This window comes from Blautia sp. AF17-9LB (genome assembly GCF_003479185.1).
In the GTDB taxonomy this organism is placed as follows: Bacteria; Bacillota; Clostridia; order Lachnospirales; family Lachnospiraceae; genus Fusicatenibacter; species Fusicatenibacter saccharivorans.
Map to the genome: position 1 here is coordinate 335,225 of NZ_QUGU01000001.1, position 25,717 is coordinate 360,941.

Genomic DNA, 25,717 nt, shown 5'->3' on the forward strand with positions numbered 1-25,717 from the left:
TTTTTCATCACCCCACCAATTTATGAATTACTTTTATCAGTAATTCCACATCAACAGGCTTAGCAACATGTTCATCCATTCCTGCTTCTTTTGCTCTTATTCTGTCCTCCGTGAAGGCATTTGCTGTCATTGCAATGATCGGTACCTCCTTTGCTTCCTCTCTGTCCAGAGACCTGATCATCTTTGTGGCTTCATAACCATTCATTACCGGCATCATAATGTCCATAAGAATGACATCAAATTCACCGGGTTCACTTTTTCTGAACAGCTCAACCGCTTCCTGCCCATTCCATGCTTTGGTCACGTCCGCGCCCTCATTCTGAAGCATAAATTCAGCGATTTCCATATTCAGCTCATTATCTTCCGCCAGAAGAATATGCAATCCCTTTATAGATTTTTCGGATACATCCTTCTGTTCTTCACGTTTATCCGCATCCGGATCTATTTTAAATGGAACCCGGATCACAAATGTCGTCCCTACGCCTTTTTCACTTTCAAAAGTAATGGTTCCACCCATTTTCTCGACCAGCTTCCTTGCAATGGCCATTCCCAGTCCGGTTCCGACAAACTTTGTGCGGCTTCCCGTATATTCCTGTGCAAATGGTTCAAAAATATGTTTCTGGAACTCCTCAGTCATTCCGATTCCTGTATCCCGGCAGATAAATTCCATTGTCGTCATTCCTGGCTGTTCGGATGGGATTTCCATGCAGCTAAGATAAATATGTCCATTTTCTCTGTTATATTTCACTGCATTGGACAGGATATTCATCATCACACGTTTTACATACCCCGGACTTCCAATAAGAGCACGGTGTATGATTTCTTTTTTCTCCCATACAATCCGGATATTCTGTTCTGCAGCAATCTGTTCAATTACAACAAGCACTTCCTCAGAGATTTTGCTCAGATTAAATGGACTCTCTTCCAGAACAACTTCACCCGACTCCAGCTTACTCATGTCCAGAACATCATTTACCAGTTCCAGCAACAGATTGGATGCCGCTTTAACCTTTGTTCTGTATTCCTTCTGCTTCTCCATATCATCTGCATAATGGTCTGCCATATTGATCAAACCGTAGATTCCATTAATCGGAGTCCTGATATCGTGGCTCATACGATGAAGGAACTCTGTTTTTGCCTCATTGGCGGCTTCTGCCTTTTTTGCTGCTGTCAGAAGTTCTGCTTTATATTTTTCATCTTTTTCAAATTCTTGTTTCCGGTGCGCCAGATTGGTTCTGTATGTCCAGAACCAGAATATGCCGAACATCAGAAAATAAAGAAAAATAACACCTATAACACTTAATGGAAGATTACAAAACACTTCCGTATCCGGAAGATATGCGTAGATATAATAATCACGCTGTTTCAGCATGATTCCATAACATCCAATTCCTTCCTTCCTAAAATGATAGATATGCTGACTGTCTGTATGCTTTTTCATTGCCTGAACAACTTCGTTGTCGGCTGTATTCTGTCCCAACAGGCTCTCATTATTGCTGGCAACAACGATTCCGTCATCTGCAACGATAATCGTTCCATCTTTCTGGATACTATAACCATTTAAAAGCCCCTGTATCGTCAGCGTATAGTTTCTGGCAAATTCAGGAGATGTGTAATAATAGATTGCAACGATACCCGGTGCATCTTTTCTGGCGCAGGCTGCAATGTCAATAAAGGATCCATCTTCCCTGGTAAACCGTTCCGAATAGCTTCTTTCTTCATATCCGGCAAAATCCATGATAATTTCTTTTTGCAGATACTCCGTAATCTCATTAGCCAGAGACTCATCCGCGCTGTATTCACAGTCCGTCTTTCCTTCTGCATCCAGTACAATGATACCATCCACCCATAGAGTCTGCAGGTTTTCCTTCAGGAAATCCCGGCTTAGCTGACCGCCGTTTTCTATTTCCATATCGATATTCGTACTCATCTGTCTGGCACTTTCAATCGCACGGAGAAGACTTTTGGATTCCGAAGATTCATTATAATGGGTGTAGGTGGAACACTGCACTTTGACATAATTTACAATCTCTACCATTCTTTTCTCTGCTTCCGCTTTCTCCGCATGAAAGAAATAAAACAGAGAAACTACAGCCACACAGATTCCAATCAGACCACCGAATAGCTGGATTCGTTTTTCTTTTTTCTTTCTCTTAATATCCAAGATCATCCACCTCCAGATACTTCTGGGGATCATCCAGATATTTTTCAATAATTTTCAGGGATGTGCCATCCTGGCGCATTTCTTCCAGTGTCTGATCCATCTGCTCACAGATTCCCCTGTCATCCTCTTTTGCAAAAGCAACTCCTATCCCCACAACCATCAAAGGTTCTTCAAGGATGCGGAAGCTTGTATCATAATCCTTCATATACTGGACAATAGATTCCTCATGTGCGGCGACTGCATCTACATATCCTTTCCCAAGAAATGTATAGATCAGCTCCCTGTGTCCCAGACTGATCAGATTGCCCAGCTTGGGGATTCTCTGATCCGTCCTGTTCAGAAAGATGCCTTCCGGTTTGGTTGTGGACTGAACAGCCAGGTTCTTTCCCGCCAGGTCACTCAGTTTATAGAGATCACTGTTCTCATTTACAGCGACCACCTGCCGGCTTGCTATATATGGTCCCGCCCAGCGGTAATCGTCAAGGCGTCCTTCCATGGAAAAGCAGCCCATGATACAGTCAATCTCTCCGCTCTCCACCAGTTCTTTTTTCTTCTCCCAGTTGATCTGGACAACCTCCACCTGATATCCCATTCTTTTGAAAGCTTCCGCAGCCAGTTCTACATCGATTCCCGTCGGTACACCATCCTCATTCAGATAATTGTATGGTGGATAGCTGTCGCTGCCGAGGGTAATAACAGGCTTTTCGGTTTTTTCTTTCGTGTTATCTGTGTTTTTACACCCCGCCAGGGTGACTGCTAAAATCCCTGCAAGCAGAATGCCTGCAATCACTCTTTTTCCTTTCATTTTCTATCTATCCCTAACTATCCTTTTCGATTCTTTTATGTCCGGTTACTTTCCATTTGTCACTGTTCCGTGACCTGCGGTTCGGTACCCCCCCCGCCGGATTTTATGCTTCTAATCGTCTTTTCCAGTACCTTCATCTCAACCGGTTTTGAAACATGTGCATTCATACCGGCTGCCAGAGAATGCTGAATGTCCTCTGAGAATGCATTGGCAGTCATGGCAATGATCGGTATCGTCTTTGCCAGTTCATGGGAACTTCTGCGGATTGCCCTCGTCGCCTCATAGCCATTCATAACAGGCATCTGCACATCCATCAGGATCATGTCATAATCACCTGGAGCAGACTGCTCAAATGCCTTCAAAATCTCTTCACCATTTTCACAGATGGTACATTCCGCACCTGCTATCTTTAACAGTTCCGTCAGGATCTCTGCGTTCAACTCATTATCCTCTGCACACAGGAATTTCATTCCCTGCAGGATATTACCATCCTGCTCATCTGTTTCTTCTTGTGTCACCAGAGCAACTGTTCTATCCTCTGCAATTTTCAGATCCATGAGAACCTCAAAACAGCTTCCCTGTCCCAATTCACTCTCCACATCAATGGTACCTCCCATTGCCTCAACCAGATTCTTAGTAATCGCCATTCCAAGTCCGGTTCCCTGTATTTTATTTGTAAGGGAACTTTCCGCACGGGTAAACGCATCAAAAATTGTATCCTTGAAATCTGCCGACATTCCCATACCATTATCGCTAACTAAGAAACGGTACTTTGCATAGACAGATGACTTTGTCTCACATTCTTCTACAAAGAACTGAATTTCCCCACCTTCCTGGGTATACTTCACTGCATTGGAAAGCAGGTTGCTGAAAATCTGTATCAGGTGAACCTGATCCCCATTCACCCACTCATGTTGAATATTTTCTTTTATGATTGTAAGGGTCTGCTGCTTTTCATATATTTGAGTATGAAATATAGTGTCAAGTTCCTGTACAAGATCCAGAATAGAAAAGTCAGAATACTTGAATACTGTTTTTCCCGCCTCAATCTTGCTCATATCCAGAACGTCATTGATAATTCCCAACAGATGCTGCGATGAAATATCTATTTTATCTGCATACTCTATAACTTTTGCTTTATTACCTGCTTCATGTCTGATCAAAGATGTGATACCAATGATTGCATTCATAGGTGTGCGAATATCATGTGACATATTAGACAGGAAATCCGTTTTCGCCTTATTTGCATTTTCAGCTGTCTGTAAAGCCTCTGTTGCAACGTTCTTTGCCTTTTTCAGTTTTTGATTGACTACTTCCATTTCCTTCATTGTTTGTAAATGAAGTTCATTATTTCTTTTTTCATATTCTGCTTTTTGATCTGCAAGACTAAGTCTGGAAATACTGTAGAATAATCCGGCAAAAAGTAAAAGTATAAAACCTGCCATGAGTATTGTTGTAAACAACACCGTTTTCTGGTAATCCATCAGCACATTGTCCACAACTCCCTTGGCCACAATGCACACCAAAATGGTGTTGTTGCTTTCTATCGGGCAATACCCCAGATAATAGGGGTTCTGTTTTCCCAAAAGTGCAACTCCGGATTCTCTGTTATCAAACTTCTTTTTGAACAAATCAGCCTCTTCTTCTGTAATAGCCTGTTCCCCTTTTAAATGTTTTAACAAAGAATAATTACGCAGGTATTTATCTCCACTCTGGTTCGTATACGTAATATTTCCGTCATGATCCAGCATGAACAAATATGCTTTTCCATGATAACCTTTCAATTTTAACATGGAATCCAGTTTCGAATGATCATACACAGTTCCAATTGCCGTATAAGTTTCTCCATTGATCGTGTATTCCTGACATGGAATCGCAACCAGATAACCGTCTTTTTTCTTCTGATCATAATCAAGACGCACCAGTTTTCCAATATTGTATCCGTTCTTTAAGTCCAGCAGAAGTTTACTTGGCATATCAATCCGCATTTTTGTTCCACCTGCTGATATTGCCTGACCATTTTCCTGAAGGAATATAAGAGTACTTTCCGATTCTTTTTCCCATGCTTCAAAGAAATTTTTGTTCGTATCCGTTTCAAGAGACAGTTCCCTCTCATGAAGTAAGAATTCCTCAACCAACTGCAGCTGGCTGTAGTATCCACTCACCTGAAGATCATAGGTCTGCTGTATCTGTTCAACAACAGCTCCCATACTGCTTTTTCCATTTTCGCTGATATACTTATTAGACTTACTTATAAGATACTTGATACAAACTAAGCTTAAAAGAATCATAAGTAGTATAAGCAACAGCCTTGTTATTTTTTTTCTTTTGTTTACCTTTTGTTCTATCTCCACTTTTACTGTTCAACCTCTATATAGTCTTCCGGTGCTGACGGCTGCTGTCCATTTGACATTGCTTCGGTCCATGCACTTGATAATGTTGTATCTTTAAGCTGCTCAATCTCACATTTCAGATTTATTTTTTTCAAAACAGACATTGTGGTGTCTGTAAGAAGAATCGAGTATTCCTTTTCTTTGTCTATTTTCTTATCATTAACTGTTAAGTCCTTTAACGAAAATCCACTTTCCTCTTGATTGACGATCATTTTCATACCGGATGCAATTGGTAATTCGTATTTATTGGTTACGTAAAAATTCTCATCAGCATCAGCAAGATAATTTTCCACGAGTTCATAAACCTGTTTACCATTGATTTTTGCAACATATAATGGTGTATCTGAACTCTTCGCTGTCATCATGCCAACCCGGCTGCTGGTGCATTCTCCTTTGTACATAGAAGAAGTGAAATAATAATATGGTGCCAGAGCCAGCTGTGCATCATTTTCTTCTCTGATCGTAGTTAAAATGGAAGATGCTGCATCACGGCCATTTCTATCGTTCAGTGAAATGGAATATTCATTTTCAAAATTCACCGTTGCTTTTTCTTCTGGATCTTTACGATTCATTACACTGCGAAAAGTATCATAAGCCTGTATTTCATCCATTTCCCCTGACAGTAATCCGTGAACAGCCTCAAGACTTGCATCAAATGATTTTTGGGCGGAATATCGGATATAAACAGCATTATTATTAATTTCCTCTTCCAGTCCAGGCACATCCTGCATCATGGTTGGAACATCTGTATTCAATGAAATAACACCGCTTCCATCCGCAATCAGCTTTTGCCCCTCTTCTGAAATCATACAATCCAGCACATCCAGCGCAGTATCCAGTTTCTCCCGGTCTTTTTCCAGGTTTTTGTTAAATGCAATGTTTAAGGACGGAGTCATGTACACATAGGATTCATCCGATGTCTGTGAAAAGTAAGGAATACGGATCAGCTCCGCATCCATCTGTTTCTGCAGCTGCTGCATAACCGTCGGATGTCCATGAAACATTGCTGATTTTCCTTCGACAAACATCTGGGTTCCTGTATTGATATCAATATTGATATCTTCTTTACCAAAATGCGAGTCCTTAAGAAACTGACTGGTTTCTGAAAAAATACGTTTCCATAATACATCATCAAACTTTACTTCATCCGCTGCAGTCTCTGCACCGTTTCGCCATTCAATACCATCCAGGCTTGTAAACTCACCGATTGCTGCAGCCTGGATGATTTCATTATTAGACCAGTCTTCACCAAGATCCATGGAATACGGTTTTATGCCATTATCATAAAACTGCTGACATGCCTGTACATATTCCTCATAATTTTCTGGAATCTTTACGCCATACTGATCAAACAGTGTTTTGTTGGCAATGATCGTCTGCGGAATACCACAGATTGGCAGCCACTGGATTTCATCCTCCGCATTCTTATAATATTGCACCGCATAAGAATAATACTTGGAAACAACATCATAAGAAGCAAAATCCATAAGATAAGGCTGTAAGTCCTGTGCATCTGTTCCAGAAAATCGACGTACTGTTATAATATCCGGTAATTCATCATGTTCTTTAAAATAACTGTATAAATCGGTATCATTGTTACCTATAATAAATTCAATATCCTGATCTGGAAACTGTTCATGGATATAGGGTGCAATATTTTTCATCAAACGATTTTCCCACAGATAAACGGTAAGATGATCATCATTTATAGATACTTCTTTCTTTGACTGTCCACATCCAGACAAGACAGCAGATGCTACAAGTACACCTGACACCACTGCTATCAGACAACGTTTTGCCTTTTTCATACTTTTATTTTCCTCATTCTTTCCTGATAAAATCATTATTGTTACGTCTATGAAATAACACCGTAAAAAAGCACCGTCAGACAGACAGTGCACCTCATTTTATGCAACTGGCTGCCATTTTAAAGGCCCTGTAGCTTTGCGTCCCAGACTTTCATCTGGTTTGCCAATTTCCTTATTATAGCTTTAATCTTATGTAAAAAACTGATTTTATTATACTTTAGTGTTCTACTATACACAAGAAAAAAATTAACATTTTAACGTTCAAAAACAAAAAAAGAACAGCCGATACATATACTCGAACTGTTCTCTTACTTCCGAAGTCCACGCAGCATTGACATTACTGTTTCCTGCTCATTTGTACTCAGATCATTCCATATCCCTAGAACTTCTTTCTGTTTTTCTGTCAGATTCTCTGAATTATCTTCTCGAAAAAACTGCGATAATGTCACGCCCAAAGCTACACATATTTTTTCAAGTGTGATCAGCGACGGCAGGTTTTCCTGCTCTGGTTCATATGGTACTTACAATTCCACGTTGTATGTGATAAACTATTATTGTCCATTTAGACTACCTTTACAATCCTTTTTACAGCAAGTATACTTATTATATCGAAAAAATAATATGAAAATATCTGCAGAAATTATTAAGATATTGCCAAAACATAGAAAACAAATCACGGAGATAACAGAAACCACACTTCCCATCAGACAGATCGTCCTGCAGACCGGCTTCAGCCAGCAGTCCTATTTCGGAAAATGTTTCCGTGAAAAAATGAACTGCTCCCCACGGGAATACCGCAAGAACAGAACCGAATGCCGCTTTGTATAAAATGGCATCCGGTTCTGTTCTTTTTATTTCGCTGCGGCACTTGCCCAAAACGCTCTATTTCTTCCCGCAACCCATTTATTTTCTTTCACACAGTAGCTTCCTCTTAAACGAATATCTTCTGAAGAACTTCCGACCTCTACTGCATATCGTCCTTTTTCCACTTTCCAGTGCATATCAATGTCCAGAAAAGCCATTTGATCCGTTTTCACCTCAAAGCATACCGTTTTCTTTTCGCCCTTTCGCAGGTGAATGCGCTTAAAACCTGCCAGTTCTTTTACTGGTCTTGTCAGGCTGGCATATTCATCTCGTAAATAAAGCTGGACAACCTCATCTCCTTCACAGCTTCCCGTGTTCTCAACAGCGCAGGAGATCTGAACCGTATCTGCTGCCTTTTCATTTCCCATCGAGATATGTAAATCCGAATATGTAAATGTTGTATACGACAGTCCGTATCCAAAATAATATCTCGGTCTGTGCGGCATATTCACATAATTGGCAAAACCGATACTGCCGCTCTGATCCCAGGAGGAACCATATGGATGATTGTAATAAACCGGAAGCTGTCCCACTCCATAAGCAACGGTAACCGGAAGTTTTCCTCCCGGATTATATATTCCGGTTAAAATATCAACTACTGCTTCTGCTCCTGTTTCTGATGGACTCCATGCTTCCAGAATAGCATCTAAATATTCCTCTGCAGCATCACTGGAAATCGGTCTTCCATCAAAGTGAACGCCAACCAATGGTTTTCCAAGCTGCGCAGCCTTGCGAATAAATGCATCCTGACATTTTGGAAGGTTAATATCAGTACTGTCAATTCCTTCTCCCATTGATGCCATGGAACACGTTCCGTGCTTACCGCCAAGCGTCAGTATCACAATGTCTGCCTGCTTTGCTGCCTGCAGCGCTTCTTCAAAATGACTTTCGTCGTTTCCTGCAATCGGATAGCCATATGCATATAAAATCTCACTTTCCGGAAAGCGGATTTGGAATTCTTCATACAGATTTCTGCATTGCGGTTTCTGTCTTTTCAGGATCTGATCAAACTGCTCTGTCTCATCAGACTGAATATTGGTTCCCGGAACCGTAATAATCTCATCTGCATCTGCCTGTACAACTCCGCTTACACCTGCAATAGAATTGGCAATCGCATAGGTAGACTCCATCATACACATATGTGTGTATCCACCAAACATTTTTCTGGCATACCCGGCATGCGGTCCGATCACCGCGATTTTTTTCCCTTTTGCCGCAATCGGCAATACGCCGTCATTTTTCAGCAATACCATGGATTCTCTGGCCGACCGCAGGGAAGTGTTCCTGTCTGCTTCCTGCATTACAAGAGCATGAAGCTCTTTTCCTTCCAGCGCATAGGGATTTTCAAATAAGCCCATTCTGAATTTTCCCTCCAGAACCCGCAAAACCGCTGTATCCAAAATATGGATATCCAGTTTTCCACTTGAAAACATCTCTTTTAATTTCTCATTATAGCCAGTACAGGACGGCATCTCGATATCCATTCCCGCATGAAGACACATCGCACCGGCTTCTTCAAATGTTTCTCCAATATGATGTACACTATGCGCATTTCCCACTGCACCGTAATCGCTGATGCACATGCCGTCAAATCCCATTTTTTCCCGAAGCAGTTTCGTAAGCATGTTATGAGAAGCAGATACATCTTCTCCATTCACAGCGCAATAACAAGGCATAATACCTTTCAGATCTGACTCTGTGATTGCTGCCTGGAAAGGTTTTGCAAACACTTCTTCTAAAAGTCGCGTCGGCGTTTCGCTGTGTGTTCCATGAATTCCACCCTGCGAATTATGAAAAGCCACAAAATGTTTTGCCACACTTTCTGCTTTTCTTGAAGCAACTGTATTCTTTTGTATTCCTTTCGTATACGCTGCCCCCATCGCACTTACAAGGGAAGCATCTTCTCCATAACTTTCTCCAAAACGGCCCATACGCGGATCTCTTGCCACATCCAGAACCGGTGCCAGTATATGGGTAATACCACAGGCCGTTTCCTGTCTGCTCACAATTTCTGCAATCTGTTCTTCCAGCTTGGGATCAAAGCTTGCTCCCCTGCCAATCCCAGACGGAAAACTGGTGGAGTCCTGAATGAAGGCCCCGCACAATCCTTCCATATGAAAGATTGCCGGTATTCGATGGGCACTGTTTTCCATCACAATCTTCTGCACTTTTCTCTGCCATGCAGCCACTTCATCAAGTGTCTCCATCCTGCGCATTTCCAGCGTGCTTACTTCTCCCATTCCGTATTTTGTCTCCTGCTGAATTTTTTCAAAGTTATAGGCATCCTGATCAAAAGGAAAAACACAGTTAATCTGTGCCATCTTTTCATCAAGGCTCATTTCTTTGAGCAGAAGAGAGGCTCTTTCTTTGGCACCCAGTGTATGATCCCTATATGATTTCATTTAAATACGCTCCCCTTTCTCAAATAACTTCAGAACATGTAACAATCTTGCAACACTCCTTTCCAGATCTTTTCTGGTAATCCGTCTCTCCTGATAGGCCTGCAAAATCTGCCGGATCACCGGCGGGCCACCCGGCATCACAATATCATTTCCCGCTGCCACAGCATCGCCGCCATCTGCGACAATATCCATATCGCCCCAGTCAGTAACGACAACACCATCAAAGTTCCATTCTTCCCGTAAAATATGCGTACACAAATCTCGATTTCCAGCTGCAAGAACCCCATTAATTTTATTAAACGATGTCATAATAAAGGATACTCCGGCATCTCGAACCAACATTTCAAAAGGTTTCAGATAAAGTTCCCGCAATGCACGTTCCGTAAGGATGGAATCTACCGCATCGTACCGCTTCTTCGCACTTCCTCTTCGATACGTTTCCTGTTCATTCACGGCAAAATGTTTGGGGCAGACGCGGACAGGATGATTTTCCTGAACGCCCTTTGTAATCTGGACCGCACAGATTCCGGTCAGATAAGGATCCTCCGAAAAATATTCAAAATTTCGCCCGCAAAGCGGATTCCGGTGCAGATTGACTGCTGGTGCCAGCCATACGTCAACCGCTTTCTTTTCGCACTCTGCGCCAACCGCATTTCCAAACGCTTCCCACAGTTCTTTATTGAATGCGCAGGAAATCAGCATAGCCGTTGGCCAGGCCCCCGTTCCCACACCTGCCGGTCCATCTTTATAAAAAATGGAATGAATACCTTTTTCTGGCATAGCCGGGGAGACATATCCTTTTGCTCCGACTGGATGATCGTTTTTGGTCAGTGGATTTCCCTGACCATCCAATATAGTTTCCGGCTGTTCCTGTTTGCTGAACGCTGCAAATGGAATTCCAGGTCCATACCCCACACACAATGCAGCCAGCTGTTCGATACTGAAATTTTTTACTTGTTCCATTTCATCCCGTAAAAGATCATATCTTTCCTGCTCTTTTAAACCATCGGTCTCTTCTTTTTTCTTTTCATGCATTCGGACCTTTTTTCGTCCTTCTCTTGCAGATAGTACCTGCAAATGCTCTACATTGCAGTTTTGCACGCAAAGACGATTCACACATTTTTTAATTACGTAATCTTCTCTTATCTGGATTTCTCCTGCAAAAATTGTCTCACGGGATGAATTTCCGATAAAAAACTGATATTTTCCCTTTTCCAGGATATATGATGCAGATGTCTCAACATATCCTGCCAGATCCTGCATGGATATTCGGATCGAAATATTCTGTTTCTCCCCCGGAGCAAGAAGTCTCGTTTTTGCAAAGCCTTTTAATTCTTTTTCCGGTTTTTCCGACTCTGTACCAGAGCAGGACAAATAAAGCTGTATCGTTTCTTTTCCTGCATAATTTCCGGAATTTGTTACCTCCGTAATAAATTCCACCTCTTCTTTTTCCTGTTTCATCTCTTTCGGAAGAATCGTAAACGATGTGTAAGACATTCCATATCCAAAGGGGTACAATACCTGTTTCCGAAAAGTATCAAAATAGCGATACCCCAGATAAATGTCTTCCTGATACACCGTTACCGGGCTTTTCGTATATCCTGTACTTCCATTTGCCTTTGCATCCAGTCCATAATTTTCGTAAGTTAAAATTTCATCTTCCTGTTCTTTATTCCAGGTGAAATTTTCTGCTGTCGGGTAGTCTTTGAAAGACTCTGCCATGGAAAAACTTAATTTGCCAGATGGATTCACAGCCCCCGTCAGAATATCAGCTAATGCTCCGCAGCCTTCTTCGCCCGGAATTCCCAGAAACACCACGGCCTTAATTGCGGAATAGGCGTTCACCCACTGCATATCGATCATTCCATTAATATTCAGTACAACGATCACATGTGGAAAAACACAGCACACCTGTTCCAGCAGTTCTTTTTCGGATTCGGTAAGTTCATAATCACCTTCGATGTGCCTGTCACATTCTTCCCCACCGGAATTCCTTCCCAGCACAAAAACAGCGGTATCGGTAAACTCCCTGGCTTTCTGCATCAGCTGCTCCGGAATGTGATACTCTGTCCACATCGGCTGATATTTTCCAAAGATCTCATACATAAAACCACAGTTCATATTTTCTACATTTGTGATATCAATACCGTCAATCACAAACTTTTCCGATTCGTTTTTTTGATGGCTGGTGTAAAATTGTTTTAACCCTGCTTCTGCACAGATTCCTCTTTTTTCACATTCACATAAGAGATTCTTGTTTGCAAGGGATTTGGATGCTCCCGAACCGTTTCCCGAAAAAATGGTTTCTATCTGTGCCCGTCCCAAAAAAGCCACCTTTTTTTCTTTTAATGGCAAGATCTGCTCTTCATTTTTCAAAAGAACAATTGATTCTTCCACAAGTTCCTGAAAAATACTTTTTTTCATCTCTTTTCCTTTCTTTCTGCTGATGTCTTCCTAAACAAGCCTCTTTTGTCTATTTACGCAATATAACATGGACTTCATGCATTTTTCCATCCTTGAAATCAGGCAGCACAAACCCATCTGCTTTGTCGGACATATCGCAAACTGCTCCATCTGTCTTAATTTCAAGCACTCCTTTTTCCAGATGATCTGGATTTTCGATGATTACATGATAATCAGCACCTCGAAAATGTCTGGTCACTTCTGCCTTTTCCCATTCTTTCGGCAGACACGGATCGATCCGCAGTCCATCGTAATCCCGTTTGATTCCGAGGATTCCTTCGTACACCCCCATCATGCACCACGCAGAAGTTCCCGTTGTCCAGGACTGGTAGGATTTTCCATAATATCCGGGATTGGTAGAATAACAGTTTGTAAAAACATATGGTTCTGCTCCGGATTGCATGGATGGATTTTTATCACTGTCCGGCATAATTTTTTTCAGTGTTTCGAATGCTTTGCTTCCTCTCCCCACCTTGCAGTCCATCAGAATTTTAAACCCTGTAGCATGACAGTATACACCACCATTTTCAAACAATCCTGGCAGCATGCCGGACATTCTCCCTACATTTGGCGAATACTTCTGATACGGCGGAAGATTTAACGGAAATCCAAAATCATGCTCCATGGAATCCACTGCTTTTAATATCTTTGGTAATTTCTCTGCATCTGCAACATCTCCTAAAACAGCCCATGTCTGCGCGTTCAGATAAATTTTGCTTCCTTCGCTGTTTTTGGAACCAATATTCTCCACATCACTTAACGCCCGCATGTACCACGCTCCATCCCATGCATATGCATTAATGCTGTTTCGTAAGATACGATATTCCTCTGCTATTTTTCCGGCATATACCTGATCGCCTTTTTTCTTCAGTAATGCTTCTAATTCCTTCAGTGCCAGGCAGAACTGATGGGAAAGCATTACGGATTCCGCATATTCATCCGTTGTAACATTGAGTGCATCATTCCAGTCCGCAAAATAAATCCGTACCAGTCCATGCTTTCCTTTATCCTGCAGCAATCGATTCACAGCCGCTTTCACATGATCCAGAACAGCCGCCTTCCCTCCATCCTGCCATTCAATCTCCAGATCCAGGATAGAAAAGTCTCCCGTTTCTTTTATCAGCTGGCAGACAGCCCATATGATCCAGAACGGCTGATCGGAATACCGGGTATCATCATAAGGATACCACGTAAGAACTCCATGACCATCCCGAAACTGATGGCGAAGACATTCCAGAATCTCTTTTTTTGCTGTTTCCTGCCGATAGTTTAACAGGCCAACTGCAATCTGAAGATTATCGCGGACTCCTTTTTTCCCGACAATGCAAAAATCTACCTGTTTTTTCACCCAGTTATTCATCATGTGATTGATTTTTTCATCCGGCGTTTCCACGGTCAGCGAACGATATTTTTCCAGATAATGCGTTTCTGCTTTTTCAAGTTCCTTTTCCACAGCTGCAGAATTGGAAAACTTTTCCGATACCGCCCTTGCCTCTTCAAGTGATTCACTGATTCCAAATACAAACTGTAATTCTTTTTCTTCTCCTGGCTGTAGCACAATTTTATGCTGCAGCACACCGCCAAGAATAAAAAGGGCCGCTTTGGAATTTGTACAGTCTTTTCCCTTTACGACAATGTCCGGTCTCTGGAAAAGCGCGCTTGCTGATGCATCCAGCCTTGTTATGGTACTGGTTGTCCCGCAAAATGCTTCCAGATTTCCATCATATGCGTATGCCGGCTCTGATGCTGCCAGAAATGCGTTGTATCTTTTGTGCGGTGCGAAAGGATGTGCGGATCTGCAATATACACCCTTTAACTTTTCATCATAATCTGTTTCCATACAACGATACATTTCATAATATCGCGGATAAGAAAAGCCCTCCAGATAAAAGCTGACTGCTGAAAATATGCTGAGATGGCGCTGTCTTTCCCCTGTATTTTTTATTTTCAAAGTCCACACTTCCTGGTATCCTTCTTCCGGTACAAACAGCCGCCAGGAACTTGCAATATTCTGATAAGAAGACTGGATTCTGGAAGATCCAATGCTGTGTACGCACTGATAATTTTCTACTTCCGTATTTAATGGACCTTCGCCGATATTCCAGCATTCTTTGCTTTTCTCGTCTCTTAGATAGATATATCTTGCATCGTCCTGATTCATCATACACATATCTGCTTTTTCACTGAGGTAATAGCTGCGCCCATGTCCTGTCTGGGAAATCTGCGCACAGTAATGATTTTCATTCCACAGATAATTATACCAGTATCTTGGTGTTCTGGTTTCTGTTATAATGCAGGAATTTCCATCTTCTGAAAATGTATAAGGTTTCTTTTTTTCATTGCATAATGTATCGCTCATTTTCAATTCTCCTTATTTTTAACCTACAGAGCCTGCCACTGGCAGTTTCTGTAAATTGAATGACAACTGCAAAGTCGGTACAGTCTTTCCTGTACCGACCTTGTAGTTTCTCCGTTTATTTTTTCTCTTTTCTCGCAAGTACTTCTTCCCGCATCTTTGGTAATTTTTCTTCCAGATCAAATCTGGTAAAAATCAGGAACATAGCCAGGTTTACAACCAGCGGAAGATAGTTGGAAAATCCATAAATCGAATATCGCATGGAAGCAGTTGCACTTTCCAGCGATGCCTGATATCCGCCAATGGCAAGAAATGCGGATAAGATAACAGATCCAAGGCCGCTTCCCACTTTACTTCCAAATCCTATAGCTCCGCCCGACATTGCAACTAATTTCTTTCCATATTTCCATTCGTTATAATCTACCGTCATTGCTGTTAATACGCCGTACAGACACATCAGTGGAATCTGGATAAAGCTCGCCACAAGGCTGGTTGCTGCATAAACCATAAAGTTTTCCGGAATAAAGCAGCGGATCAGGGATGGAATGGCAGCTCCCATTAACCCAAGCTGAATTGTTTTTGTAACACCCAGCTTCGAAATGATCGGCTTGGAAACCACAAATCCGATTACCGTTGCCAGCATACCTGCCGCTCCTATGACTGCAACAAGATTATCGTTGCCAAAAATCCATTTTGCATAGTATGTACCCGAGGCTGCTGCCACTGCAGCGGTAATATTGGTAATCAAATTGAACAGAAGAACGATCACCCAGTATTTATTCTGCAATAACATTTTTATAGCATCTTTAAATGGAACTGCTTCCTCTTCTTCTGTTTCTGTCGGTGCTGTTTCTGATGCGTTTTCCGATTCGCTTTCAAAATCCGAAGCAAATTTTGCTTTTCTTCCATTGTTGTAGCAGATCAGGAAAAGTAATAAAACGCCAAGTGCAAGCGCAACACCATATTTGATCCATGCACTCTGTGTACCACCCAGCATATTGGTTACCGGAATTGTGATAATAGCAATGATTGTTCCGGCACCGTAGTTTCCGACTGCACGGAACAGCCCCATATTGCTTCGCTCACTCTGGCTGTGAGTACGCACAATCATAACCGCTGAAAACGGTGTGGCAATCATAGTATAAATAACTGCTGTTAAAAGAAGATTGGTAACCAGTACATAAATCAATGCCGCTGTCTGTCCTGCCTGAATCGGGACCGTAAACATCATAATGATGATGACTGCTGCAGGAATCGCCATTTTCAGCATCCAGGAGTAATATTTCTTATTCCCACCTTTGGAGTGGTCAATCATATTTCCCACCAGAACATCCGTCAGTGCATCTATAATCTTAGCGATCATCATCGCAATTCCGACTCCGCCTACCGCCATGCCGACTTTATCTGTATAAAAGTAAGTAAGCTGGCCAACCAGATTGGCCATCACGCCTAACGCTAACTGACCTCCCATATCAGCCATATAATCTCTTTTTCTCATAACTCTTCTTGCCCCGTCTGCATCATAGAGGACTTTTTGTTTCTTTTTTCCCATATCTTTTTCTCCCATCGTTTTTTACAGCCGCTGTTTTATACTTGTATTCTATCAAGTATTTTGTTTCTTTTATTACATATAGCAATTTAATATTATATATTTGGGCATTCTTTTTTTATTTTTAAATTATATTGAACACTTGGAAGATTGCCTGACAGAAGAAAACATACTCCTTTTTCTGTCTCTTTTCCTTCTATTCTTCCAATTTCATTTCCCATTGGATCTAATGCTGTAAGAACGGCCTCCTTAGCTTTTACGTAGATTCTTCCTTCCAGCGTTTCGGCATATAATTTTCCCTGAAAGTGTACTGCAGTAAACGGAAAGCCCATCATCTGTGCACCTTCCTGATACGTTGTCTTGTCCATTCCCGTTGTTCCCATCGCAGTGATCACAAATTCCTCTGCCTGCTCCAGTTTTTCCTTTCCCACTGGAAGAAGTGCCAGCGTAATCCGCTCATTTTCTGACTGGATCTCAATTTTTTCAGACAGCCGCAGACTTTCTGCTGGGCTTCCACTGAAATATCCGCAATACGGTGTATGAATTACGAACCGGGCATGTGCCGGATCAAACACCAGCTCTTTTGTATCAGAAATCAGTTTTCCATCTACCAGACCACATTCCTCCGAAAGTATCTTCCATTCTTTCATTGCCCGGTCAAGAATTGCAGCAAATTCACGATAATCTCCTGTGCCTGCGATTTTCTGAATTTCATCAAAGACAAGTGCCTGTGCTCCCAGATACACGCCTTCTCGTATCTCTTCTGCATTCTTCGCTGCCTGTTTCAGCCTGTTGTGGTCTTTATATTTCCGCCATGCGTCACGATACGGTGACCATGCATAATACACACCGTGTTCTGCCTCCGAGAGATCTGCCCCATTCAAAAATCCTGCGTTCACTGCAACAGCCGCGTCTCCCTGATAGGTATCCCCTCCGTCCAGGAATACATTTCGCATACATGTGATGTAAGGTAAAAAAGTAGTTGGCATTGCGTGCATTTTCGGCAGTGTTTTCAAATCGTTCTGTGTATATACGACATCTACACGGTTTTTAGCCGCCGATACCAGCCCTTTGAGAAATACAGATGCCATAAATCCCCACTGACAGATAACCGCCGGATCATTATATACATCAAAAACACTCCAGATTTCATCGTCCGGCTGATCGTCCGCCTTTTCTGACGTATGATAATTGTATAAAATCAGTCCGTCCCAGTCGTTCAAGCATGCATAGGCAACCGTGTGCACATATGCTGTCGAATGGAAAGGATGTTCCCCATATTCGTTCCACTCACTGAGCATGAAAGGCTTTCCTTTTACAATGGCAACGGAAGCAAGATTTAAAAGTGTTGTTGCCATAGAACCAACTCCTGTCTGCATGGTCAGCGGGTTCGTTGACACATATTCGGCCGGCCCTGCAACCAGATAGGTATTTGCCTCCTGGATCGGAAGCAGCGGGTGATTAAAATAGCTGTTATTTTCCATAAAATCCCCGTCGGTATGGCCATATACATCCGCTGCACCGGCAACCAGATTGCTTGTCACGATCGGAACTTTTACTCCAAGGGAATGAAGATAATCTTTCATATCCTGATAAAAATTACGATTCATCGTAATGCCAAATTCCATAAAATCAGCATAGCGGGCCGGACTTTCATTTTCTTCCCATTTTCCCAAAGGGTCGCATTCCGGCTGATAGAAATTACCTGCGGCTCCCTGCACAGTTCCTTTCTCCGGATCTTCTTCCTCGCCAAGCGCACATTTTCCTTCAAACGTCCATGCTTCTTTCAGACGCTCTCTTGTTCCATATTTCATCAAGAGGAAGCTGTTAAAACGATTTTGTACCTCATCCCGATATGGCTGCATCTCTTCCCGCTGATCCGTTTCCATCGTTCCTTTAATCGCAGAATCTTCATTATTGATCTGAACCGTGATCACCGCCGGATCGTCAATCAGTGCAAGACCTGTATAAGGATTCACATGACAGAGAATCTTTCTGGCATATTCTTTTTGCAGCTCTATCATCCGTTTATTGTACATGGGAAAACGTTTGATGCAGCTTCCCGCATTTCCTGGGTAGTCCAGTCCATCTCCTTCTACAAAATCTCTTGCAACGATAAGATCAATGTGAAGGTAAATACCCCGCTCTTTCAATTTTGCGACAAAATAGTCAAATCGATCCAGACCTTCCGGATGAAATTCTCTCCCGTTTCCTTTTTCATAATCTAAAAGTGGAGCTTCTTTACAGCTGGACCAGCTACGTGGTTCTTCGCTGATTGGGGCATCTGCTGCATGGAGCCGAATCACATTCACGCCCAGGCTCGCAAAACGTTCCGCCAGTTTCTCTGCGGTTTCATGATCCGGGGTATTTGATCTTGCAGCCACATTAAACCCAAGAAATTTTGCCCTTACACCATCTTCAAAATAAAAATGGCCATTCCTTGTCGTTACAAATCCATGTTTTCCAGCTGGTGCATCCAAAAGATAAGAATAATCGAGAACACCTTTATTTGGATTCGTTTTATTAATTTTAATCGGTTGTCTCATGCGTATGATCCGCCTTTCCTTTTTTCTAATCGCACTTTATCAAAAATGAAAGGAAAGATATTACATAAAAACATACAAAATTATATGTTTTCGTATTGTTATTTTTCTTTTTCCATTTTATACTTTAAATTTGGAAGTGAAGGAATCGTGAATTGCTTTGCAGAAACTTTCAAACGAAAATTTGATCCACTGCATCCCACAGATACCAGGAGAATATCATATGAATTATGTTACTTTTTGTAAAAATTACTATGCCGTTACAGGAATTCCTACGAATCTAATTACTGAAGCAGGAGCTATTTACTCTGCTTTATCAGAACAGCTCCACATCTCAACAGAGAGTCCTTATCCGCTTTATCCATCCGATTATAATCCCGAATTTCGTTTTGCATCTCCCGACATTGTATATGGCTCTGTCCAAATTGAAGCTACTGGTGAATATATCATCTTAGGCCCGGTTTTTTCCGTTCCTGTGACAGATGAGCTCGTCCGCAGTTATATGCATGACTCTGCCACGCCTCTGAAGTACAAGGAAGTAATCGCTGAGGCTCTCGCCTCCATTCCCCGGTTATCACATATCCAATTTTGTCAGCATCTTGTTTTCCTGCATCAATGTGTGAACCACAAGGAAATCAGTGTGTTGAAATTATTGGGACAGCGTGCACCCCAGCAATTGCGGCAGAGCCAGCAGCATTTGAAATCCATTACAGAAAATATGGAAAATAAAAAGATGCATAACACTTACCAGTTTGAATGCGAACTTTTTCAGTTTGTTCAAAACGGAAATGTAAATGCTTTGCAGAATTTTTTGAAGAATAATACATTACAATTAGAAGAAGGCAGACTTGCAAAAACCCCGATTCGCCATGCCAAAAATCTTTTTATCGTGACAGCAATCAAAACCGCTGTTCTTGGCGCCATTCCGGGAGGAGTAGATATTGAAAAAACATATCAGCTTCTGGATCTTTATATTCAGGAATGCGAGGCACTGCAGTCACTGGAAAAAATCCAGGCACTGCAATACTCCATGATTCTGGATTTTTGTCAGCAGGCAGGTGAAACCAAAATCCCTGCTGGAATCTCAAGAGAAGTTTATACCTGTATGAATTTTATCCGTACACATACAAACGAATCCATCTCCGTGAATGATGTCGCGGATTCCATTCAGAAAAGTACTTCCTACACGATGAAAAAATTCAAAACTGAGCTCGGCTTTACCATAGGTGCTTTCATTACAAGATGTAAATTAGAAGAAGCTAAAATGCTTTTAACCTACAGTACAAAAAGTCTGGCTGAAATCAGCAGTTATCTCTGCTTTTCCAGCCAACCTCATTTTCAGAGTTTATTCAAAAAACAGTATCATATGACTCCTTTAGAATACCGGAAAAAATCCGGTGTAATGGATACTATACGGCTTTAGTTTATCCTTTCCAGAGGCCCATTACAAAAACCTCACCTGCCGTTTTATCTTTTGTATGAAAACAGCCGATGAGGTTTTTGCTAAGAATGAACATCAGTGCAGATGATAAACCAGTTTCACAAACGCCGGATCATCATGGTTTACAATTTCACTGTGTCCGAGATGTTTGTAAAACAGAACATAAAAAAAGCTTTCAATCCTTGTTTCAATCCCTCTGAGTTCATCATACAATCTGTCGTTTCACCCCTTATTTTCTGACATTTCTGTGGAAATATACTTTTTTCTTCCTCCTTCATTGCGAATCTTTCCGGGAAATGCTATAATAGCCAAAGTTGAAAGCGCGAAATCCGAAGCATTTGCAAGCTGCTTCGGAAAAAAAGACCATCCCCCGGACAAAAAGAGAGGGGATATGTCCATCCTACGGGACATAAGAAAGGAGTTATTCTATGCCTTATGATGACGTACAAAAATTTTCAGAGGCAGCCGTAAACAAAGCAAGGCTGCTGAAAGAACACCCGGGGAAATACTTTCTCCGTGCAGTCATGGCCGGTTTCTTTATCGTGGTTGCCATGATTTTCTCCAACGTGGTAGGCAATACGTTCCAGAGTACAGATCCTGCCTGGGGAAAACTGCTTGGCGGTATTGTGTTTGCCATTGCGGTTCTGCTGATCGTTTTTATCGGTGCAGAGCTTTTCACCGGAAACAATCTTGTTATGGCATTTGGGGCCTATGACAAAAAAGTCTCCTGGGCACAGGTTGGAAAAGTATGGCTGGTAAGCTACATCGGAAACTTTGTCGGATGCCTGATTCTCTCCGTAATTTTCGTACTGGCAGGTGCTTCCGGTACTGCCGATTATTACGCAGGATTTATTGGAAATAAACTTTCCATTCCTGCCGGAGAAATGTTTTTCCGTGCCATTCTCTGCAACTTCTTCGTCTGCCTTGCCGTTGCCTGCGGCATGAAATGCAAAAATGAAGTTGCGAAATTTTTCATGATCATACTTTGTATCTCCGGATTCGTTGTTGCCGGTTTCGAACACTGCATTGCCAATATGGCAACCTTCGTTACCGCCGCACTTCTCGTTCCGGGCGGCATCTCTCTTACCGCCGCGCTGAAAAGTATGGTAATTGTAACTATCGGAAATATGATCGGAGGCGGACTGCTCCTTGCCTGGCCGCTTCGAATGATGAGTGCAGATAAATGACAAAATCCTTATACATTGCGGAGAAACCGAGCGTCGCTCAGGAATTCGCAAAAGCATTAAAACAGAATATGCAGCGCAGGGACGGGTATCTGGAGTCGGAAACTTCCATCGTAACCTGGTGCGTCGGCCACCTGGTTACGATGAGCTACCCGGAAAAATACGATCCTGCGTTAAAAAGGTGGAGTCTTGAGACCCTGCCTTTTTTGCCTGAAAACTTTAAATATGAAGTAATCCCGGAAGTAAAAAAGCAGTTCAACATCGTGAGCGGCCTGCTCCACCGGGAAGATATCGAAACCATTTATGTCTGTACCGACTCCGGGCGCGAGGGAGAATATATCTACCGCCTCGTCGCACAGATGGCCGGTATCAAAGACAAGAAGCAGAAACGTGTCTGGATTGATTCACAGACAGAAGAAGAAATCCTGCGCGGCATCCGCGAAGCGAAGGATGAAAGCGAATACGACAATCTCTCAGCTTCCGCTTATCTCCGTGCCAAAGAAGATTACCTGATGGGCATTAACTTTTCCCGTCTTCTCTCGTTAAAATACGGAAACGCCGTCGCATCGTATCTCGGCACCAAATACCAGTCCATCTCTGTCGGCCGTGTCATGACATGCGTGCTCGGCATGGTCGTGCGCCGCGAACGCGAAATCCGCAGTTTCGTAAAAACACCGTTCTACCGTGTCATCGCCGGTCTTTCTTTTAACGGGCGGAATTTCGAAGGCGAATGGCGTGCCGTTAAAGGAAGCCGCTATTTTAACTCGCCGCTTCTCTATAAGGAGAATGGATTCCAGAAAAAAGAAGACGCACAGAAGCTGATTGACGAATTAAAAGCACAGAACCCTCTGATCCCGCGCGTTCTGAAAATGGAGCGGAAAAAAGAGAATAAAAATGCGCCGCTGCTCTACAACCTTGCGGAGCTGCAGAACGACTGTGCCCGCTTCTTCAAAATCAGCCCGGATGAAACGCTGAAAGTCGTCCAGGAGCTTTACGAGAAAAAGCTGGTTACCTATCCGCGTACCGACGCCCGTGTGCTTTCTTCTGCCGTTGCAAAGGAAATCAGCAAGAACCTGCGCGGCCTGCAGCAGTACAACATCTGCCGCGGTCTTGCGGATGAAATTTTACAGGGCGAGAGCTGGAAAAAGATCGGTTCCACCCGTTATACGAATGATAAACAGATCACTGACCACTACGCAATCATTCCGACCGGACAGGGCCTTGGCAATCTGCGGAATCTTTCGGAGCTTTCCGCCAAAGTATACGAAACGATTGTCCGCCGTTTTCTTAGCATCTTCTATCCATCGGCCGTCTATCAGAAGGTCGTGCTTGTGACGGAAATCGGCGGCGAACAGTTCTTTTCCAACTTCCGTGTCCTCGTGGAGGAGGGCTACTTAAAAGCAATGCACTACTCCTTCTTCCGTAAAAAGGATGAGGACGAGGACGGAAAAAAGGACGAGGAAACAACGTGCGATCCCGCATTTCTTGTCGCGCTGTCCCAGTTAAAGAAAGGCAGTGAACTGAACCTGCTCGGCCTTTCAATGAAAGAGGGCGAAACCTCCCCGCCGAAGCGCTATACTTCCGGTTCCATGATCCTTGCGATGGAGAATGCCGGACAGCTCATCGAAGATGAGGAGCTGCGTGAGCAGATCAAGGGAAGCGGCATCGGAACGAGTGCAACGCGTGCGGAGATCTTAAAAAAGCTTGTCTTTATCAAGTATCTCGCGCTGAACAAAAAGACACAGGTCATCACACCAACGCAGCTCGGTGAAATGATCTATGACGTCGTCCACCAGTCCATCCGCCCGCTTCTGAACCCGGAGCTGACAGCAAGCTGGGAAAAGGGACTCACCTATGTGGCGGAGGGATCCATTACCTCTGAGGAATATATGGGAAAACTGGAAAACTTTGTAACACGCCACACCGTGAATGTAAAGCAGATGCGGAACCAGTTCCAGTTAAAGAGCAGTTTTGATGCGTCCGCGCCGTACTATAAAAAAGCCTCTTCCACACGTTCCGGTGCCGGAAAAAGCACGTCTTCAAGAAGCTCTTCTGCAAAGTCTTCTTTGAACAGAAAAAAGACCGCACAGAACACTTGAAATGTGGTAAGATAAACAGGAACAGAAAAAAGAAAGGATGAATCACTCATGAAAGATGCAACCATTTCTGAACTTTATGATTTAACCCAGACCATTGCCGCAAAAATCTTTGAAGGCAAAACGTATCCATGGGAAGTGCTTCCGCTCATCAAGGACTTTATTCTTGAACTCGGCGAGACGCTTGATCCGGCAGAATACGAAAAACGCGGTGAAAATATCTGGATCGCAAAAGATGCCAGTATCGCACCGACCGCTTCCATCAACGGCCCATGCATCATCGGAAAAGGCGCGGAGATCCGCCAGTGTGCTTTTATCCGCGGAAATGCCATCGTCGGCGAGGGCGCTGTCGTTGGTAACTCCACCGAGCTGAAAAATGTCATTCTCTTTAATAAAGTACAGGTTCCGCACTACAATTACGTCGGTGACTCTGTTCTTGGCTACAAAGCGCACATGGGTGCCGGTTCCATTACTTCCAATGTAAAGTCCGACAAGAAGCTTGTCGTTGTCAAAAGCGCCGATGAGCAGATCGAAACCGGACTGAAAAAATTCGGTGCGATGCTCGGCGATGAAGTTGAGGTCGGCTGTAACAGCGTATTGAACCCGGGAACGGTTGTCGGAAGAAATTCCAACATTTATCCACTCTCCTGTGTTCGCGGCGTGATCCCGTCAGGTCATATTTTTAAGAATGCGAAAGAAATTGTCAAAAAATCTGATAATTAAAAAAAATCTCTTTTATCGAGAGAAAACCAAACCGATTGATTTAAAAGACCGCCGGAAATTTTATCGTTTTCCGGTGGTCTTTGCAATTTTTTATCAAAATATGCTGGACGAATGACCAATTTTGTGAGACAATAACCATAGGTCTGTGAACAGGCTGGAAACAGTCCGTTCGAAAGACAAAAGCTCAAATAAGTACATATTTGAAAGGAGTTTAACAATGACTTATTCACACGAAGTAGAAATGATGTGTCCGGTTGCCCAGGGCGTGCATCACGGTGCAGCTCCGATTCCGGAGGAAGCAAAATGGGTAAAAGCAAAAGAAATCAAAGACATTTCCGGATTCACTCACGGTATTGGCTGGTGCGCACCGCAGCAGGGTACCTGCAAGCTGACTCTGAACGTAAAAGAGGGCGTTATCCAGGAAGCTCTCGTTGAGACCATCGGATGTTCAGGAATGACTCATTCTGCAGCTATGGCATCTGAGATTCTGCCAGGACTTACCATCCTTGAGGCACTGAATACTGACCTTGTGTGTGATGCTATCAATACTGCTATGAGAGAGCTCTTCCTGCAGATCGTTTACGGAAGAAGCCAGAGTGCATTCTCCGAGGACGGACTGGTTGTAGGCGCAGGCCTGGAAGACCTTGGTAAAGGACTTCGTTCCCAGGTTGGTACCATGTACGGAACTCTTGCAAAAGGACCTCGTTACCTGGAGATGACCGACGGTTATGTAACAGGTATCGCTCTGGATGCAGATGATGAGATTATCGGTTACAAATTCATCAACTTCGGAAAGATGATGGACTTCATCAAAGCCGGCGATGATGCAAACACAGCTTTCGAAAAAGCAAGCGGACAGTACGGACGTGTTGCTGATGCTGTTAAGATCGTTGACCCGAGAAAAGAGTAATCAGATAATTTAGGAG

At 42.9% G+C, this 25,717-nt stretch carries 15 protein-coding genes and 1 riboswitch; of the genes, 6 read left to right on the forward strand and 9 right to left on the reverse strand.

Features of this window, described 5'->3' with window-relative positions:
* Positions 1–7: 7 nt before the first annotated feature.
* From DWX00_RS01530 to DWX00_RS01545, 4 genes are all read right to left on the reverse strand, one after another.
* Positions 8–2,170 (reverse strand): ATP-binding protein, encoded by a 2,163-nt coding sequence (locus DWX00_RS01530; protein WP_118594527.1) that lies wholly within the window; start codon positions 2,168–2,170, stop codon positions 8–10.
* On the reverse strand, positions 2,154–2,969 hold the full coding sequence (locus DWX00_RS01535; RefSeq protein WP_117761575.1) for a substrate-binding periplasmic protein: 816 nt from the start codon (positions 2,967–2,969) through the stop codon (positions 2,154–2,156). Before DWX00_RS01535 ends, DWX00_RS01530 begins: the two co-directional genes overlap by 17 nt.
* Before the next feature lie 59 nt (positions 2,970–3,028).
* On the reverse strand, positions 3,029–5,179 hold the full coding sequence (locus DWX00_RS01540; protein ID WP_118594528.1) for an ATP-binding protein: 2,151 nt from the start codon (positions 5,177–5,179) through the stop codon (positions 3,029–3,031).
* A 146-nt stretch (positions 5,180–5,325) separates the two neighbouring features.
* The gene (locus DWX00_RS01545; RefSeq protein ID WP_118594529.1) at positions 5,326–7,170 is read right to left on the reverse strand and encodes an ABC transporter substrate-binding protein; all 1,845 of its coding nucleotides are present in this window, start codon (positions 7,168–7,170) and stop codon (positions 5,326–5,328) included.
* A 99-nt stretch (positions 7,171–7,269) separates the two neighbouring features.
* Positions 7,270–7,345: riboswitch (cyclic di-GMP riboswitch) on the reverse strand.
* 446 nt (positions 7,346–7,791) lie between these two features.
* Between DWX00_RS01545 and DWX00_RS20665 the strand changes: the two genes are divergently transcribed.
* Positions 7,792–7,998 (forward strand): helix-turn-helix domain-containing protein, encoded by a 207-nt coding sequence (locus DWX00_RS20665; protein WP_118594530.1) that lies wholly within the window; start codon positions 7,792–7,794, stop codon positions 7,996–7,998.
* 23 nt (positions 7,999–8,021) lie between these two features.
* On the opposite strand, the gene DWX00_RS01560 is transcribed toward DWX00_RS20665, so the two are convergent.
* The 5 genes from DWX00_RS01560 to DWX00_RS01580 all read right to left on the reverse strand — a co-directional run bounded on the left by DWX00_RS01560 (position 8,022) and on the right by DWX00_RS01580 (position 19,350).
* On the reverse strand, positions 8,022–10,436 hold the full coding sequence (locus DWX00_RS01560) for a glycoside hydrolase family 3 N-terminal domain-containing protein (RefSeq protein WP_117510211.1): 2,415 nt from the start codon (positions 10,434–10,436) through the stop codon (positions 8,022–8,024).
* The gene (locus DWX00_RS01565) at positions 10,437–12,860 is read right to left on the reverse strand and encodes a glycoside hydrolase family 3 protein (RefSeq protein WP_118594531.1); all 2,424 of its coding nucleotides are present in this window, start codon (positions 12,858–12,860) and stop codon (positions 10,437–10,439) included. It lies immediately after the preceding gene.
* A gap of 49 nt (positions 12,861–12,909) precedes the next feature.
* On the reverse strand, positions 12,910–15,258 hold the full coding sequence (locus tag DWX00_RS01570) for a GH36-type glycosyl hydrolase domain-containing protein (RefSeq protein ID WP_118594532.1): 2,349 nt from the start codon (positions 15,256–15,258) through the stop codon (positions 12,910–12,912).
* A gap of 115 nt (positions 15,259–15,373) precedes the next feature.
* Entirely contained in the window at positions 15,374–16,807 is a 1,434-nt protein-coding gene (locus DWX00_RS01575; RefSeq protein WP_022463024.1) for an MFS transporter, read from the reverse strand.
* Positions 16,808–16,899: 92 nt separating this feature from the next.
* A complete protein-coding gene (locus DWX00_RS01580) occupies positions 16,900–19,350 on the reverse strand; it encodes a beta-galactosidase (RefSeq protein ID WP_117510213.1) in 2,451 nt (816 codons plus the stop codon).
* Between the two features lie 220 nt (positions 19,351–19,570).
* Between DWX00_RS01580 and DWX00_RS01585 the strand changes: the two genes are divergently transcribed.
* From DWX00_RS01585 to DWX00_RS01610, 5 genes are all read left to right on the forward strand, one after another.
* Positions 19,571–20,770 carry a helix-turn-helix domain-containing protein gene (locus DWX00_RS01585; protein WP_022463022.1) on the forward strand — a complete coding sequence of 400 codons (1,200 nt, stop codon included), beginning with the start codon at positions 19,571–19,573 and terminating at the stop codon, positions 20,768–20,770.
* Between the two features lie 446 nt (positions 20,771–21,216).
* Complete coding sequence (locus tag DWX00_RS01595) at positions 21,217–21,975, forward strand: formate/nitrite transporter family protein (RefSeq protein WP_118594533.1); 759 nt, start codon at positions 21,217–21,219, stop codon at positions 21,973–21,975.
* Positions 21,972–24,071 carry a DNA topoisomerase gene (locus DWX00_RS01600; protein WP_118594534.1) on the forward strand — a complete coding sequence of 700 codons (2,100 nt, stop codon included), beginning with the start codon at positions 21,972–21,974 and terminating at the stop codon, positions 24,069–24,071. The genes DWX00_RS01595 and DWX00_RS01600 overlap by 4 nt, the downstream gene beginning before the upstream one ends.
* A gap of 48 nt (positions 24,072–24,119) precedes the next feature.
* The gene (locus DWX00_RS01605) at positions 24,120–24,791 is read left to right on the forward strand and encodes an acyltransferase (protein WP_118594535.1); all 672 of its coding nucleotides are present in this window, start codon (positions 24,120–24,122) and stop codon (positions 24,789–24,791) included.
* 217 nt (positions 24,792–25,008) lie between these two features.
* Positions 25,009–25,701, forward strand: a complete 693-nt coding sequence (locus DWX00_RS01610) for an iron-sulfur cluster assembly scaffold protein (protein ID WP_022463018.1) — start codon at positions 25,009–25,011, stop codon at positions 25,699–25,701.
* Positions 25,702–25,717 lie beyond the last annotated feature (16 nt).